Genomic DNA, 16315 nt, shown 5'->3' with positions numbered 1-16315 from the left:
GCAAGGAAAATATTAGTAAAAATATGCTTTGGCGGGCATTTTTTACTAAATAAAATGCAGCTTACATATCAAGGATGAATATGTAAAGTTTGTATAAGCTGTATTCACGGAGGATATTAATATGGCTATTTCAATTATCAATAACTCAACAGCAATAGGCGCTCAAAGCAGCGTTAACAATGCTAATAACAGTTTAACAAAAACATTAAAAGCATTATCTACTGGTTTAAGAATAAACTCAGCTTCAGATGATGCTTCAGGCTTGGCAGTATCAGAAAAATTAAGAGGACAGATTTCTGGTCTTGCAAAAGCAGCAACAAACTCTCAAGATGCAATAAGTATGTTACAGACAGCAGAGGGTGCAATGGGCTCAATGACATCTATGGTTCAGCGTATAAGAGAGCTTGCAGTTCAGGCAGGCGACCCAGCTTATACTTCTAATGATAGAGCAATGTTACAGCTTGAAGTAGACCAGTTGAAACAGGAAATTGACCGTGTATCATCATCAACAGAGTTCAACACTAAAAAACTTTTAAATGGTGATGCAGCAGCTATCTGGTCAGCATCAAGCGGCGATATTGAAGCAATTATTAAAGGTGCTCCTGCTGCCGGTGATTATAAAATAAATTATACATTAGACCCCGGTAAAAACTCAGTTTACAAATCTAATATGATGACACTTGGCAAAGGCAATATGTCATACGATATTACAACAAACGGCACAAGCATAACAAAATTTGATAACATTCAAGGTATGCTTAGAACTGTTGATATGTCAACAGCAGGTATTACAGTAACAGTTAAAGGCTCAGGAGCAGTAACAGCAGGTTCTGCTTCACTTACTGGGGGAACAGGCGGTATGTCAAACATAACTGTAACAAGCTTTGCTTCTGCTAGTGCTGCAGCAACTGGTGCAAACTCATATTCAATAGAAATAGAAGCAGTAGGAGACAGGTCAGCAAATGGCACAGGTCAAATCCGTTTCCGTGTAATGAATACAAAAACTGGTGAATTAAGTGAATGGGCTTCTGCAAATGTAGCTTCCACTGGTGGTGTTGCTGGCGTTACAAGCTCAAACTCATTTAGTAATCTTGCAGGAATAGCAAGCAGGATTTTTGCAGGCAGCGGCACAGCAACATTTGGAACTGCTGCATGGAATGACGGAGATAAAATGCTTGTAAATGTAGCAGCTGGTAGAGCAGGCTCAACAAGTGGAGCAACAATCAAAGTTGGTTCAACAGGCTCCACATTACATATTACAGCTGGTGCAACAAACTCTGCTACTGCAACAACTCATACAATTTATACTTCACAAATGGATAAAGCAGGAAATGTATATTACGGCTCAATGGATGTAACACTTGAAAAAGGCAAAATAGTATCAGGCACAGCCACAATAGATATATTAGGCGAAGGTGATGTAGCTTCTAAATATACAAAACTTTCTCAGCTTGCACAGTTTACCAATGCAGACGGTAGAATGGTGCTTGATAATACACAAGAAATCAGTATATATGGCGGAAATGGTAATGTGGCAAAAGTTATCCTTGAAGGCAGTGATACAATAGAAGATTTAAAAAATAAATTAAATTCTGCTATTATTGACCAGCTTAACATGGGTGCTCCAAATGGCAGTTCTGCTTCTGCATCTGTTAATAAAAATTTAGTTCAGTTTACTGAAAATGATGGCACAAATGGTGCAAGTGCTGGCTCATTCACAATTCAAGGTGCAGTATTAGGAAAAGATTCTAATTTAACATTTGTTGGTGATGAAGGTATTTTAAATGCACTTGGTGTTACTCAAACTCAAAAAGCAACAGACTCAGCATTAACAGTATCTGTTCAAAATGCTAATACTGGCGCTTTTGTTGGAGAAGATACTATTACTGACGGCAGACTTCGTAATGTAATAGAAGGTGTAGATATTGATATTACTCCATCATCTGCTGCAGATATTATATTTAATACTGCTTCTAACACTATGGAATTTAAAGCAAAATCAGGCACAAACAGCACATTCCTGCATATTACAGATAATGCAACAAAAGCAGCAATAGGTGCAAACGAAGGTCAGACATTAGATATATCTATTGGCAGGCTTGATACTAAATCTATGGGTATTAATGATGTTAATGTTGCAACTTTTGATGACGCACAGTCATCTATTACTAAACTTGATTTAGCACTTGAACAAATCTCAAAATCAAGAGCAACAGCAGGTGCTCAAATAAACAGGCTGGAATACACTATTACTAACCTTAATACTACAAGGGAAAATATGATTGCTGCTGAAAGCCGTATCCGTGACTTAGATATTGCTACTGCATCTAGTGATTTAGCAGCACAGCAGGTATTAATGCAGTCAGCTACTGCAATGCTTGCACAGGCTAACCAAATCCCTAATTATGCAATGACTTTATTAGCATAATAAATAATAAATGGTATATGTTTCAAACTTATACCATTTAGGTTAAGTAATATAAAAGGGCGGGTATGCTTATGGATAATATTAACAAAGTATCTAAAATAGATACAAGTTTGAGTGATTCCGCATACCGCGGGTCTCAAAACGATAAAAAAGTGGAGAGAAACAAAGCTGAAAAAGTAAGCTTTAGTGATATTTATGACATAAGACTTCTTTCTGCTCAAATGAATAGAAATTCAAGCGAATTTAAACTTGAAAGTGTTGAAGAAGTTAATAAAGAGTTAAAAAATGTCATAAAAAATCTTGACGGAGAAAAAGCTGATAATTTAGTAGATGCTTTCCCATCAGAAGATATTATAGAGCTTGCTAAAATGATGTGGAAAAACACTAATTAAAATCAGATGTATTAAACTTAATGCCTAAATAGTGGCAATGAATAAACCCTGATATTTAATATATCGGGGTTTTTATTTATAAAATACATATTTTTTAAAAGTATGTTAACTTAATATAGGTTGTATATGTATCACTGTTGAACCTGTTATAGGTTAAAGAGATTTGTATGTTTTTAAGATACTGAACTTACCCGAAAAAGTTGTACTAGCCATATAAGGAGTGTATATGGCAAGAAAATACAGCTATGAGTTTAAGAAATATCTAGTAACAGTCATAGAAAATGGAATAATGAGTGCCAGTGAATTATCAAGATGCTGTAAAATTCATAAAGGAGTAATATGTAATATCTATAACAGATATAAGCATTCAGGCGAATCAAGTTTACATCATAGCTTTACCCGCAATGAATATAGTAGAGATTTTAAATTAAATGTGTTAACTTATAAGGCATCAAATAATTTAAGTTATGAGCAGACAGCACTATATTTTAATATACCATCAGCATCAGTAATATATGACTGGAATAAGTTTTGCAGTAAGTTTATTGGAGATAATATGTCAGATAAGAATATCCCGAACAGTAAAAAGAGTAAACACTCAAACTCTACTGATATTAAACTCACTAAATCAGATGATAGTGAAGAAGTAAGACAATTAAAAGAGAGAATATCAGAGCTTGAAAAAGAGCTTTATTACAAGTCAGCGGAGAATGCATATTTAAAAAAGCTGGAAGCCTTAATGCAGTCAAAGGAACAGAGAGTTCAACAGAAAAAGCACAAATAATAACTGCATTAAGGCTGTATTACAGTTTGGATATCCTGTTGTCTGTGAGTAATATGAAAAGAAGCACTTACTATTATAATGTTAAAAAGCCTGCTGCATTAGATAAATATGCAGAAGTCAAGGCATATATATTAGAAATATATGAAAAATCTAACAAGACTTACGGCTATCCAAGAATAACAAAGGCATTAGAGAAACTGGGTTATACTTATGACAGGAAGACAGTAGCAAAATTAATGAAGGAATTAAATATTTCATCAATAATCAGGGTTAAGAAAAGGTATAAACAAGGCAGAGTAAGTCATATATGCAGCAATAAATTAAACAGAGCCTTTACAAGTGAGAAACCATGTTTAAAATGGGTAACAGATGTGGCAGAGATAAAAATTAATAATGAAAAGGTGTATTTATCAGCAATAATGGATTTGTATAACAGAGAAATAACAGCATACAGTGTAAGCAAATATAATAATGAAGAAATGGTAATAGATAATTTAAAACAGGCAATAGATAAAACAAAAGATACAACAGGGTTAATGATACATTCAGACCAGGGTATATTATATCAGGCTAATCAATTTAGAAAGTTATTAAAGGAAAATAATATAGAGCAGAGTATGTCAAGGCGTGGCAACTGCTATGATAATGCTGTTATGGAAAGTTTCTTTGCTACTTTAAAATGTGAATTGGTTTATATTAACAAATTCAAAAATATAGTCTTAACTAACAGGACATATGTTACATTTTTAATAAAAAATAAATCTTAATTTAATATAAATCAAGCAATAATTTATTTTCAATAACAATCTCATATGGAGATTTAAAATTTAAGCATGTTTTAGCAGTATTATTATATCTATCTTCATGCTGTTTAAGAGCCTTAATTAATTCATCTTTGGAATAGAATTTATTATTTGCATATAAAATTTTTCCATCCTCTCTATGACTTCTTTCCACCTTTCCATTCTGCCAAGGTGAATAAGGTCTTATTCGTTTAATAGTATATCCTTTCTTTTCAGCTGTCTCTTCAAAATAGCTTTTCTTGTTTGTAACTTCCTTATCATTTACAAACTCATAGCCATTATCCACTTGAATTGTTTTTAGTGGAAAGCCAAATTTACTTTCCAGTTCGTCTAAAAACTTACCTGTTTCAAATGTGCTTTTTTCTTCTACTATTTCTAATATTCTCATTCTGCTGTATTCATCTATCGCTGTTATCTGATAATATTTTTTACCATAGCTGGAAAACATTATACATTCCTGTGGAACATATTTTATATCTATCTGAACCTTGTCGCCTATATACTGACCTGTTATTGGTTCATATCTTGTATAGCTCTTTTTTGACTTGTTTAATGACTTTAAGCCTTTCTTCCTTATCTGCATACACATACTGCCAAAACTACGATTATAACCAATTTCTAGAAGTCTGACATATACCTCCGCATTACCATACAAACCATGCTCGGCATATGTGTTAAATATTAAATCAAGCTCTTCTTTACTATGCTTATTTGGACTGGTTCTTGGTCTACGACTTTTAAAAGATAAACTCTGAACTGTTCCATCATATTTCTTTAAATGCCTGTATACAAACATACGGTTCACTTGATATTTGCGGGCTGCTTTCGTTGCTCCTTTTTTTAATGCATACTCACATAACCGTTGACGAAATCGCATTTCTTCTGTTATTATCACTTTATTCATTGTTATACCTCTTAGTTTAGTTTAGTTTTTTGCTTAATTTTATACTATATACTAAGAGGTATTTTGTTATACTTATTTTTGTAACATATGTCTTATACTCTTACATTATATTAACAAATTCAAAAATATAGAACAGTTTAAATATGAACTTGAAAAATATATTGATTTCTATAATAATTACAGAATAAAAGCTAATGGACTTACACCTTTACAGGAAAAAGAAATTTATTTAGTGGCTTAGTTCAAAATTTTTGGGTAAGTTCATATGCAATTACTGTGCTGCTTCATCTGGTGTTGGTTTAAATTTTGCATAAATGCCATCAGCTGTATCATTACCTGAAGTAGTTGTAAAAAGAGTATTAGGGTCAACAGGTTCAGGTTTATCTAATTTTTTCTTTAAAATAACATAAGTAGGAGCATTAGCTTTTAATTGACCGTTTAATACAGATTTCTCCATTAATTCTAATTCAACATATAATGTGCCATCATCTCTTTTAGTTATTTTAAAAGTAGATTTAGGATTTAATGTTTTTGTGGTTAAATTTCTGCCGCTTACCCCTAATACAGGATTAGCAACATTATTAATTGCATTAGATGTAACAGATGAAGATGGAACAGCTGTATATTTAGTGTATTGATAAACATCATCTTGAGAAAATGAAAAAACACTACTCCACATTTGAAGTTTTGTTTCTAAAACAAGACCATCGTCATTATAATTAATTACTGCCTGTTTACCAATTATTTTAGCATCATTTGAACCATCTGCGGCACATTCACCATCTTGAACATTTGCTTGACCATCTACCTTTTTCAAAATACCTAAGGTATCTGCCATTGTGCAATCTGTTGACATATTGCCTGTAGTTACTAACATATCCATTGCATGATTATTTGAATCATAAGGTTTTGTTGCAAAAAATGTAACATCGTAAGTTCCCACATATTCACTTGCTGGGTTTACTACTGGTGTTCCACCGTTTACTTCCCCCGCTGTATCGTTTTTGTCTTCATCTGCACAAGCAGTAAGTGAAAAAACAGCAAAAAGACTTGCTAAAATAAGTAATAAAGACTTTTTCATAAAATCCTCCTATACAAAAAAAGATAGGGGCATTATATTCGGGGGGGGGGGATTTGTCAAGTATTATTTTACAATTTATAAAAAATCATATTTTTTTGGACTTTACGGACTTTTTTGCTTTTATCAGACATACATGTTTTTATATATGCTACCATTTTTTAAAAATGGGTCAGTTTATTCCAGCTTCGCAAAAAATATAATCTATCAGAAACATCACTGCGAAAAATAATTTATAAAAATTAATTTAAGTTTTTTACAAAAAAGTATCTATTTTCATTTCTGAGCAAAATGAAAAATTTATGTGATAAAATGAAATATAAATAAAAACAGCGAAAGTTATGATTACAGCAAGGTTTTAAGATTTTTAAGTTAGACAAGGCGAATAGAAAATTTTATGACAGGAGTTTGCATAATAGTAAATGACTGAGCTGTTTTTTTAAACAACGAAGTAGTAATGAAAAATAATACTCCGTATACTACATATTTAAACGAATAAGCATTATTCCTGCCACAATTACCATACTTCCTACTATTCTTTGCAAGCCGTAAGATTCTTTCAAAAAAAACAATCCCATTAGCACACCAAATAATGAGCTTAACTGTCTTAAAGCTGATGAATACGAAATCTGCATGTCAATAAGCCCTAATCTGTATGTAATAGTAGATGCAGACATTGCAAGCCCCCCAAGAATAACTAATTTCCACTGAACAGGGACACTGACTTTTCTATGAAGTGTTACTGATTTACGATGGCTTATTATTGTAAATAGGACAGAATAAAATGACATAAAATCTGCCATAAGCATAATATATAGATGGGTATTAACTGATTCTACCCCCATTTTATCTGCCATTGCACCAAACGAGTATAAAAAAGCAGCAAGAAGAGCAGTCAATATGCCATATAAACCTGATTTATTGCCTTTGCCTTTTGTTATATTCATTATATAACAGCCAGCAAGCACTAACACAATACCAAGAATACCAAATGGAGTAACATGCTCATCTAAAATAAAATATGCCCAAATCATAATAAAAAAAGGCGATGAAGTAGTGATTGGATAAACTAATGATACATCTGCATATTTATAGCTTATTGCTGTAAAATGCTGATAAAGGGCAAAAAAGAATGATGAAAGCAGTGCATATATAAAAGTAGGTTTATGAAAATAAAAAGCTTCTGGGAAAAACAATACTGTATAACTTGTGATAAATACAGCTGTTGCTACTTGTATATGGACATTATAAGCCACTTTATCAGCTGATGTCTTAACTAATAAATTCCATGCTGCATGGAATACTGCACTTATCACAATCAATGCAAATGCACTAGACATATAACACCTTTTTCACTTTTACTTTAAATACTTACCTGAATTTATCCAAAAATATTAATCATTCAAAACTATCTAAAACTTCTCGCATTTTAGGGCTTATATATATATCCCGCAAATCCATTTTTTTAATATTTTCAGCAATCACTGCTATTTTGTAATCATCAGCAGCTTTTCTATCAATAATAATAAGCGGGTTGCCTTGAAATGTGCACATTCCACCTCTTGCTTCTGTTTTTTCATATCGGACTTTAATGCCTGCTTTTTGTGCCAGCTCTTCAAGCTCTAAAAGCAGATTTTTTTTAGTATTTTTTGCCATATTATTTGTTATATAATGGTGACATTTTTCTTAGCTTTTCAACACTGTCTTTTAAAACTTCCACAGCTCTATTTACTTCTTCCATAGTGTTAAATCTGCCAAAGCTGAAACGAAGTGCACCATGAATATCTACATCGTTCACTTTGATTGCAGATAATACATGTGACGGGTTAGTTGCTGCAGATGTGCATGCACTTCCTGCACTGCAGCACACTTCCTGTGCATATACCATTAATGCTTCTCCCTCAATATATCTAAAAACTATATCGCTTATAGAAGGCACTCTTAATCTATGATGACCATTCACATAAGTATCTGGTATATTTTCTAAAACTTTCTTTTCAAAAGTATCTCTTAACTTTTTAATATGCAGTATTTCTGTATCCTGCCTTTCCATAATAATATCGCAGGCTTTACCAAGACCAATAATATAAGGAATATTTTCTGTGCCTGCTCTAAGCCCTCTTTCCTGCTGACCACCGTGGATAATAGGTTTTAATTTTTCTCTTAATTCAATATCTACATAAAGAACACCTATTCCTTTTGGTGCATATATTTTATGGCCTGAAAAGGTGAGTAAATCTATACCTAACTCATTAACATCTATATGTATTTTGCCAGCTGCCTGCACAGCATCTGTATGAAATATAATACCTTTACTGTTTGCAAAAGCTGCCATTTCTTTAACAGGTTCAATAGTGCCTATTTCATTGTTAGCAAGCATGCAGCTTACAAGTATAGTATCATCTCTTACAGCATTTTTATAATAATCCATATCTATTAAGCCGTATTTATCAACTGGAAGATATGTTACTTCAAAGCCTTCATAATTTTCTAAAAACTTAAATGTTTCAAGCACTGCTTTATGCTCAATAGAAGATGTTATTATATGTTTTCCTTTATGTTTATATGCTCTTGCTGCTGCTATAATTGCAAGGTTATCTGATTCTGAGCCACTGGCAGTAAAAACAATTTCATCTGGTGATGCATTTATTAATTTTGCAACTGATTTTCTTGCCTGTTCTTCATAGGGATGCACCTGCCTGCCTATTAAGTGGATACTTGAAATATTACCATAATATTCACTAAAAAAAGGCAGCATTGCCTTAACAACTTCAGGGTCAACTCTGGTTGTTGCACTGTTATCAAAATAAATAGCCATATTATCCTCCCATAATCTGCCATAAACAATTTGTTTAAGGCATACTGATATATTATCCTGTATTTTAAACTGCAAAATGAGCTGCTGACTGCTTCATCATATCAGCAATTGTAATTTTTTCTAAATAATCATCACATGCCTTTTCAAGCCCTGCCCAAAGCCAGTTTACAGCACATGATGAAAAATTACGGCAATCGCCCTCTGCTCCACAGTCTTCTGTTTTAAGCGGTCCATCCATTGTGTTAACTATTTCTTTTAAATTTATCTGGTTTGGGTTTCTAGCAAGCATATAGCCGCCGCCAACACCGCGGGAACCTATTATAATATTTACATGCTTTAGTTTTGTAAAAATCTGCTCTAAATATTTTTTAGAAATGTCTTCAAACTCTAGTATTCTTAATATGCTTACAGGATGTTTATCTCCACCAAGCATACAAAGGGCATATATAGCTCTGATAGCATATCTGCTTTTAGTTGTAATTTTCATAAGCCACCCCGTTATCTATCATTTTTTTTGATTGTTTGAATTTCTTTTTCCATTTCCACAATCCTGTCAACAATACAGTTAAAAGCATTAGCAACTGGGTCTGGAAGCTCAGTATGGTTAAACATATCCTGCCTTTTAATGTCCCCAGTAATCCTGCCCGGCACACCTACAACAGTAGCATCATCTGGCACTTCATGCAGCACAACAGAATTTGCACCAATACGCACTCTATCCCCTACTCTAAAAGGTCCTAATACTTTAGCACCAGCACCTATAACAACATTATTGCCTATTGTTGGGTGGCGTTTTTCTTTTTTTAAAGAAACACCGCCTAATGTTACCCCATGATAAATAGTGACATCATCGCCTACTTCTGCAGTTTCACCAATTACTACACCCATACCATGGTCAATAAAAAAATGCCTGCCAATTTTAGCTGCAGGGTGTATCTCTACACCTGTAAAAAAACGGGCAAGCATAGCATTAAAACGGGCAAATGATTTTAGTTTATGATGCCAAAGCCAGTGAGAAACTCTATGCATAGTTAAAGCATGGAAACCAGAATAGCAGCAAAATACTTCTAATGCACTTCTTGCTGCAGGGTCTCTCTCTAAAACTGTCTTAATATCTTCATATAATGTTTTAAAAACTGTCATAAAATATACCGCTAAACTAGACTATTATTGTCTAAAAATAGGGTATAGCAGAAAACTATACCCCTATTTTGCACAATTAAATAACCTTAAAACTACACTTGTTTCAAGTTATGAATATATAATAACCATTACTAATGTAATAAGTCAATATATAAATTAATGGGCAAGCCCATTTTTGTAAAATTACTACTAGAAAACTGATTTAATATATAAAGAAAATATTTCCTGTATATTACATAATTAGTCTTCTGGTGATATAGCTTCAACTGGACATTCTTCAGCACAAGCACCGCAGTCAATGCAAATATCAGCATCTATCCATGCTTTATCATTTTTTTCACTTATTGCACTAACAGGACATACTTCCATGCAGGAAGTGCAAAAAGTACAGATATCTTGGTTTACAATATGAGCCATAGTAATCCTCCAATAAAATAATATTATGATATATGTATATGAATAGCTTAATTTGTCAAGTAAAAAGATAAAGAAAAGGATAATGTTCTAAAAAGTTAAAATATGTTTTGTAGATACTTCGCCTTTGGCTCAGTATGACATAATCGTAATAATTATTATCATGAATAAGTTGTTTTATATTCATAGTTATTATGTTGAACCATATACAGTTATCACAATAATTCACATATTGTCATTTTAAGCAAAGCGAAAAATATATATAGGATAAGTTTCAATAAATATACATACTATTTTTATGATTATTGTCGTTTGTATATTTTAGATTCTTCGCTATGCTCAGAATAGACATTTTGCAGCGGCAAATCTAAACAATAAAACTATTACAATTATGTCATTTTGAGCCTGATTTTTAAAGGCGAAAAATCTAAATTATTTATATTACAGTGATGTATAATATATTTAAAATATCTGGATTTATCCCACAGTCTGATTTTAAAATTACCCTATTTTATTCTTTTACACATATTTCGCCATTTTTAACTGCAATTATTGTTCTTATCAATACAATTAATATTAAAATAGATGTCATAATCAGGGAAACATAGCCAAGCAGTTTAAATGTTAAATATTCAAAACTTGTTTTTTCATATACAGTAATAATTGCCATAGTTAATGCTGCCATTGGGAAAGTAAATGCCCACCAAGATATGAAAAATTTAATTTTATAGAAATTTTTTATTAATGCTAAAAGTATTAAACCAAAAGTTAAAGCCACATTAAAAAGTATAACTGCAAACATATCATAAGCACCCTGTAATTTTAAGTAACTTAACATTCCAACAGACGGGGGAGCAATAAATATTGCAAGTGTTGGCAAAAATTTTTGAGCAAGCATGCCATGAAAAATAATTCTGTTAAAAAGGATAGCAGTTAATATTATCCAAAAGAAAATACCTAGAGAAAAAAAGAAATCAAGCAGATAAATATCAGCAAACCCATCACCTGCAATAGGCACTATAAGATTGCCTACAACTGGAATAAACCATGCTGGATTTGAGTGAGCAAGTTCAATATTTTTATTAAGCCAGTATGTAATAGTATAAAATGTAAAAAATGTCTGCATACCTGCTCCGAATATAAATAAAGGTAATGCAATATTTTCATATTCATGGAAAACAGTAGAAATCAGAAGCATGGAAATAGATATTGCTGCAAAAAAATTGACCCTTACAGGATGTTTTATTTCTTGTCTTACTTCATTTGGGTATTTTATCAGTTTCAAAAGATATATAAATGTGATTATTACAGCAATACATGCAGTAATATATGATAATATCTGATATATTATTTCAGGCAGTAAAAAAACTTCACTTGCTTTTTTATAAGCCAGTGTAATACCTGAAAACCCCATTATAACAGCAAACATCATAACAGGAAAAAACTGTAAACGAGAAGAACTTGTGTTATTTTGTATTTCACTCATTTTATCACTTCCACATAATCTTATTAAAAAGACTTCTTTTGTCTGAATATACTCTTTTTATAAAATAATACAAGAGTAAAATTTAATTTTTGTATAATTATATCATTATATTATTATCTTAAATTAATTCTTACAAAATTTTCTGCCTTATCAATATTTATAAGCACTTTATCATAAGGTGGAAGTTCTGAATATGAGCCAAAAAAATTATTAGAAAATCCAAATTTTTCTATTGGGTGGTTTGCTGCATTTAAATCAAGTATTTTATTTTCATTTTCATCATGGAAAACTTTTACAGCATACATCCCCTTAGGAATATTTATTTTTGCAGTAACAGTATTCTTTTTTGCTGGGAAGAAAAAAGCATACGCCACAGGCACACTGCCTGAAAACTCCTGCTGATTTCTGCATAAATGTATCATAATATTTCCTGTTGATTTTTCAATATTATTTACTTCAAGCACCATTATAACTCTTTCATCTTCTGCAAAAACACACATACTCTGAAAAAGCAGTAATATAATCATTATTAATTTTATATATTTCATCAATTACTCTTCCATATCATAAGTTTGTATTTTTTTATGCAGTGTATTTCTATTTATTCTGATAAGCTGAGCTGCTTGAGACCTGTTGCCTTTTGTCATATCAAGAGCTGCCTGTATTAAGGGCCTTTCTATAGTTTTGCAGTATTCTTCATAAGGATTAATAGCTTCTGAATGAATGCCGCTTTCTATTAATCCGCGGGCAAATTTATAAAGTTCATTAATAGTGTTTATTTCTGCTTCAACAAATCCCTGTTTTTTCCTAACATCTTTAGGTAAAGATGACAGCACTATCATACCACTGCTTGTATGATTTACTGCATGATATATTGTATTTACAAGCTGTCGGACATTACCCGGCCAGTCGTAGCTTTGCAGCATTTCTTCTGCTTCTTCAGATATTGGTATGCTTTTCTGACCAAAATATCCTAAATCACGCATAATTATTCGTATTAAATCTACTATATCTTCTTTTCTTTCTCTTAAAGGTGGTATATTTATGATAATAGCAAAACTGTCCCTTAACCTTTGGTTAAACCTTTGCTGGCGGGAAAGCTCAGTTAAGTTTCTATTGGTAGAAGAAATAAATCTTGGAGAAAACATACCTAATTCCTGTTCTATTTTAATAATAGAATTAAGCAGGTATTCCTGAAGTTTTGCATTAGCTGAGGCAATATCTGAAATATAGAGCGTGCCTTTTTCTGCCTTTTTAAAGTAATCATATACTTTACTGAAACCAAGAGACCCAACTATATCATTTAATTCTACAGGGTTAATTATTATAAAATTGCCAGTTCTTCCGCTTTGACTGTGGATATATTCTGCCAGCTTGTCTTTGCCGCAGCCATCTTCTCCTGTAATATGTATGCTTACATCAATAGGTGCAACAACTTCCACTAAATCATATATTCTTTTCATTTTTGCAGAACTATTTGCAATGCTTCTGCTCTTATATTTTGCATGCTGCTGCTCTTCTGCTGTTTTCTGCAAATTAAATTTATTAATATTTTCTATATTTTCATTATACATAAGCACTACTTTTTAAAATCATATACTGTTGGATTGTTGCTGCTGTCAACTGGATAAATAGAATATCCAAGATTTCCAATAAGCGAGTCAGTTATCTCATGCATATCATTATTTACTTTAAAATAAGATGCACCTGCTGGAGCTTTAAAAAGAGCAAGTGGCACTTTTTCATTTATGCTTTTAAAGTAATCTATAAATATATTCTGGGCAGTATTTCCCCCAACAGCATAACTTCCCATTTTTCTATAATCATCATAACCAACCCATGCAACAGTTACAAAGTTTGGAAGCACTCCAGCAAACCAGCCGTCTTTTGAATCATTTGATGTGCCAGTTTTTCCACCAAGTATTCTGTTTACTGCATTTCTGCTTTTCCATGCACCACCTTTTTCCACAACTTTTACTAAACTGTCTGTAATTAACGATGCAGATTTTTCATCAAGCACACGAGTCATTTCAGGTTTTTGGAATTCAAATAAAGTTTTATTATCTATATCTGCTACCCTTGTAACAAAAAATGGTTTTGAAGGTCTCATGCCTTGATTTGAAAAAGTAGAATAAGCAACAGCAAGCTCAAGCGGAGATGCAGAAAGGCTGCCAATACTTACAGATAAATCAGCAGGAATTTCTCCTGTAAAACCAAACATTTGTGCATATCTTATAATTTTCTTAATGCCTATTGCCTGTGCAAGTTTTATAGTTATAGAGTTATTTGATAATTGTAACGCTCTTTCAAGTGTCATTTCCCCCATAAACTGACCGTCAAAGTTTTTAGGACGCCAGTCTTCTTCGCCTTGTTTTACACTTTTCTGAATAACAGGTGTATCATAAAATACACTCATAGGATAATATCCACTTTCATAAGCTGCTGCATAAACCAGTGGCTTAAATGTGCTGCCTACCTGTCTTCTTGCCTGCACTGCTCTATTAAAAAATGATTTAAAATATGACATACCACCAGCCATAGCATATATTTCACCAGTCTGTGGGTTTATAGATACAACAGCCCCTTCTAAGTCTGGATTTTGTTCTATCATATATACACCTGTTGAAATATTATCTTTCAATACAGGCGAAACATATATCATATCATCAATAGCAAAAACATCTAAAAATGATTTTGCTCTGGCATTTTTAGCATTTGTTATCCAGTTATTATCTTTAAAATTAATGGTACCTTCTGAGCCGTCACTTAATTTAATTTTTAAAGTATTTTTTTCTGCTTCTGTAATAACAGCCTTTTGATACCCTAAATCTTTTAAATAGCTAGGCACATCATTATCAAGACGCACATATTTAACAGTATTGTTATCATTTTCTTCGCTTACTACTGCATTATCTATAATATCTTCAATCTGCTCCACATCTGTATCATCTTCTATTAAGATTTTACCAAGTGTGCCTTTATATCCTTCTCTTTTTGCAATACTCATTAAGTTTTTAATCAATGCATCTTCTGCCGCTATCTGATAGTCTAAATTTAATGTAGTAAAAACTTTAATACCTTTATTTTGTGCATCTTCAATTTTCAAATCTTCTTCTATATATTTATGAACAAAATCCATAAAGTAACCAGCATGGCGAAGTCGTAAAGGAATACTTTCTGAAAGTTTTACAGTTTCATTCACAGCTGCATTATATTCTTCCTGAGTAATATATTTTACTTCTAACATTCTTTTTAACACATGGTTTCGCCTAGCGACTGCTCTTTTCATATTTAAGTGTGGTGCATAAATTGAAGGACCTTTTGGAATACCTGCAATCATAGCAGCTTCTGCAATAGTTAAATCTTTTACATCTTCTTTACCAAAATAGTTTATTGCTGCTGCCTGAATACCATAAGCACCACGGCCAAAGTTTACCTGATTTAAGTATAATTCTAATATTTTATCCTTACTTAACTCTTTATCAAGTCTGTATGCAATAATTGCTTCTTTTATTTTACGCTTTACTTTTCTTTCTGGAGAAAGGTATATTACTTTTACAAGCTGCTGAGTTAATGTGGAGCCACCTTCTACCATTTTGCCTGCCTTGATGTTTGACACCATAGCCCTAGCTATACCCAATGGGTCAATGCCACTGTGCTCATAAAACCTTGCATCTTCAACAGCTACCACTGACTGATACACATACGGGGGCATTTGCTCAATAGATATAGGATAGCGTCTTTCTGCTCCAAGCTCTGCTATAATATTACCTTTTGCATCATATACCACCATTGGCTCTGTATATTTAAATTTACTGAACTCATCAGTTGACGGCAGCTGCAGACTGAGAATATAAACATATACTATAATAGATACAAATCCTATTACTCCAAACGCAGACACAGCACCTATAATATATAAAATTATACGCAGTTTAGAGCGTTTTTTCTGCTTTTTATTATTATTGTCATCATTATTAGCAATATTACTTAACTCTTCTGACAAATTTGGAATATTATCTTCACTATTATCCAGCTTATTTTCTGACATTATCTACTCCATAT

The 16315-nt window shown here is 32.4% G+C and carries 16 protein-coding genes and 1 pseudogene; 5 read left to right on the top strand and 12 right to left on the bottom strand.

What is annotated here, in order from left to right; all coding sequences use genetic code 11:
* The first annotated feature begins 121 nt into the window (after nt 1-121).
* From N508_RS09005 to N508_RS08990, 4 genes are all read left to right on the top strand, one after another.
* Nucleotides 122-2428, top strand: a complete 2307-nt coding sequence (locus N508_RS09005; protein ID WP_023276090.1) for a flagellin N-terminal helical domain-containing protein — start codon at nt 122-124, stop codon at nt 2426-2428.
* Nucleotides 2429-2499: 71 nt separating this feature from the next.
* Nucleotides 2500-2820: a hypothetical protein gene (locus tag N508_RS09000; protein WP_023276089.1), complete on the top strand. Its 321-nt coding sequence runs from the start codon at nt 2500-2502 to the stop codon at nt 2818-2820.
* Between the two features lie 226 nt (nt 2821-3046).
* Nucleotides 3047-3604, top strand: coding sequence for a hypothetical protein (locus N508_RS08995; protein ID WP_023274985.1), 558 nt, complete (start codon nt 3047-3049; stop codon nt 3602-3604).
* Complete coding sequence (locus N508_RS08990; protein ID WP_076653984.1) at nt 3535-4371, top strand: IS3 family transposase; 837 nt, start codon at nt 3535-3537, stop codon at nt 4369-4371. Before N508_RS08995 ends, N508_RS08990 begins: the two co-directional genes overlap by 70 nt.
* A gap of 1 nt (nt 4372) precedes the next feature.
* On the opposite strand, the gene N508_RS08985 is transcribed toward N508_RS08990, so the two are convergent.
* Nucleotides 4373-5311: a DDE-type integrase/transposase/recombinase gene (locus N508_RS08985; protein WP_023276087.1), complete on the bottom strand. Its 939-nt coding sequence runs from the start codon at nt 5309-5311 to the stop codon at nt 4373-4375.
* Nucleotides 5312-5417: 106 nt separating this feature from the next.
* On the opposite strand from N508_RS08985, the pseudogene N508_RS10985 reads away from it, so the two are divergent.
* Nucleotides 5418-5552, top strand: a pseudogene (locus N508_RS10985) (IS3 family transposase); the annotation flags it as partial.
* Nucleotides 5553-5582: 30 nt separating this feature from the next.
* Here N508_RS10985 and N508_RS08980 read toward each other — a convergent pair.
* The 11 genes from N508_RS08980 to N508_RS08930 all read right to left on the bottom strand — a co-directional run bounded on the left by N508_RS08980 (nt 5583) and on the right by N508_RS08930 (nt 16301).
* A complete protein-coding gene (locus N508_RS08980; protein ID WP_023276086.1) occupies nt 5583-6392 on the bottom strand; it encodes a hypothetical protein in 810 nt (269 codons plus the stop codon).
* Between the two features lie 476 nt (nt 6393-6868).
* The gene (locus tag N508_RS08975) at nt 6869-7729 is read right to left on the bottom strand and encodes a DMT family transporter (RefSeq protein ID WP_023276085.1); all 861 of its coding nucleotides are present in this window, start codon (nt 7727-7729) and stop codon (nt 6869-6871) included.
* 58 nt (nt 7730-7787) lie between these two features.
* Entirely contained in the window at nt 7788-8045 is a 258-nt protein-coding gene (locus N508_RS08970; RefSeq protein ID WP_023276084.1) for a hypothetical protein, read from the bottom strand.
* 1 nt (nt 8046) lies between these two features.
* Nucleotides 8047-9207 (bottom strand): cysteine desulfurase family protein, encoded by a 1161-nt coding sequence (locus N508_RS08965; protein ID WP_023276083.1) that lies wholly within the window; start codon nt 9205-9207, stop codon nt 8047-8049.
* Nucleotides 9208-9271: 64 nt separating this feature from the next.
* Complete coding sequence (locus tag N508_RS08960; RefSeq protein ID WP_023276082.1) at nt 9272-9694, bottom strand: RrF2 family transcriptional regulator; 423 nt, start codon at nt 9692-9694, stop codon at nt 9272-9274.
* 11 nt (nt 9695-9705) lie between these two features.
* Complete coding sequence (gene cysE / locus N508_RS08955; RefSeq protein WP_023276081.1) at nt 9706-10350, bottom strand: serine O-acetyltransferase; 645 nt, start codon at nt 10348-10350, stop codon at nt 9706-9708.
* Nucleotides 10351-10590: 240 nt separating this feature from the next.
* The gene (gene fdxA / locus N508_RS08950; protein ID WP_023276080.1) at nt 10591-10767 is read right to left on the bottom strand and encodes a 4Fe-4S ferredoxin; all 177 of its coding nucleotides are present in this window, start codon (nt 10765-10767) and stop codon (nt 10591-10593) included.
* Nucleotides 10768-11275: 508 nt separating this feature from the next.
* Nucleotides 11276-12250, bottom strand: coding sequence for an SLAC1 anion channel family protein (locus N508_RS08945; protein WP_023276079.1), 975 nt, complete (start codon nt 12248-12250; stop codon nt 11276-11278).
* Nucleotides 12251-12363: 113 nt separating this feature from the next.
* Nucleotides 12364-12798 (bottom strand): DUF2141 domain-containing protein, encoded by a 435-nt coding sequence (locus tag N508_RS08940; RefSeq protein WP_023276078.1) that lies wholly within the window; start codon nt 12796-12798, stop codon nt 12364-12366.
* Nucleotides 12799-12801: 3 nt separating this feature from the next.
* Nucleotides 12802-13824, bottom strand: a complete 1023-nt coding sequence (locus tag N508_RS08935; RefSeq protein ID WP_023276077.1) for a sigma-54-dependent transcriptional regulator — start codon at nt 13822-13824, stop codon at nt 12802-12804.
* A 5-nt stretch (nt 13825-13829) separates the two neighbouring features.
* A complete protein-coding gene (locus N508_RS08930) occupies nt 13830-16301 on the bottom strand; it encodes a penicillin-binding protein 1A (protein ID WP_023276076.1) in 2472 nt (823 codons plus the stop codon).
* Nucleotides 16302-16315 lie beyond the last annotated feature (14 nt).

Origin of the sequence: Mucispirillum schaedleri ASF457 (genome assembly GCF_000487995.2) — a bacterium.
GTDB lineage: Bacteria > Chrysiogenota > Deferribacteres > Deferribacterales > Mucispirillaceae > Mucispirillum > Mucispirillum schaedleri.
The sequence above is the reverse complement of the archived record's forward strand: the minus strand, read 5'-3'. Positions and strand labels throughout refer to the sequence as shown.

Bases quoted from the DNA above. Each gene is read 5' to 3' on its own strand.
- N508_RS08975 (WP_023276085.1), bottom strand. From the start codon at position 7,729: ATGTCTAGTGCATTTGCATTGATTGTGATAAGTGCAGTATTCCATGCA.
- N508_RS09005 (WP_023276090.1), top strand. From the start codon at position 122: ATGGCTATTTCAATTATCAATAACTCAACAGCAATAGGCGCTCAAAGC.
- N508_RS08980 (WP_023276086.1), bottom strand. From the start codon at position 6,392: ATGAAAAAGTCTTTATTACTTATTTTAGCAAGTCTTTTTGCTGTTTTT.
- fdxA (WP_023276080.1), bottom strand. From the start codon at position 10,767: ATGGCTCATATTGTAAACCAAGATATCTGTACTTTTTGCACTTCCTGC.
- N508_RS09000 (WP_023276089.1), top strand. From the start codon at position 2,500: ATGGATAATATTAACAAAGTATCTAAAATAGATACAAGTTTGAGTGAT.
- N508_RS08945 (WP_023276079.1), bottom strand. From the start codon at position 12,250: ATGAGTGAAATACAAAATAACACAAGTTCTTCTCGTTTACAGTTTTTT.
- N508_RS08995 (WP_023274985.1), top strand. From the start codon at position 3,047: ATGGCAAGAAAATACAGCTATGAGTTTAAGAAATATCTAGTAACAGTC.
- N508_RS08930 (WP_023276076.1), bottom strand. From the start codon at position 16,301: ATGTCAGAAAATAAGCTGGATAATAGTGAAGATAATATTCCAAATTTG.
- N508_RS08940 (WP_023276078.1), bottom strand. From the start codon at position 12,798: ATGAAATATATAAAATTAATAATGATTATATTACTGCTTTTTCAGAGT.
- N508_RS08970 (WP_023276084.1), bottom strand. From the start codon at position 8,045: ATGGCAAAAAATACTAAAAAAAATCTGCTTTTAGAGCTTGAAGAGCTG.
- cysE (WP_023276081.1), bottom strand. From the start codon at position 10,350: ATGACAGTTTTTAAAACATTATATGAAGATATTAAGACAGTTTTAGAG.
- N508_RS08985 (WP_023276087.1), bottom strand. From the start codon at position 5,311: ATGAATAAAGTGATAATAACAGAAGAAATGCGATTTCGTCAACGGTTA.
- N508_RS08960 (WP_023276082.1), bottom strand. From the start codon at position 9,694: ATGAAAATTACAACTAAAAGCAGATATGCTATCAGAGCTATATATGCC.
- N508_RS08965 (WP_023276083.1), bottom strand. From the start codon at position 9,207: ATGGCTATTTATTTTGATAACAGTGCAACAACCAGAGTTGACCCTGAA.
- N508_RS08935 (WP_023276077.1), bottom strand. From the start codon at position 13,824: ATGTATAATGAAAATATAGAAAATATTAATAAATTTAATTTGCAGAAA.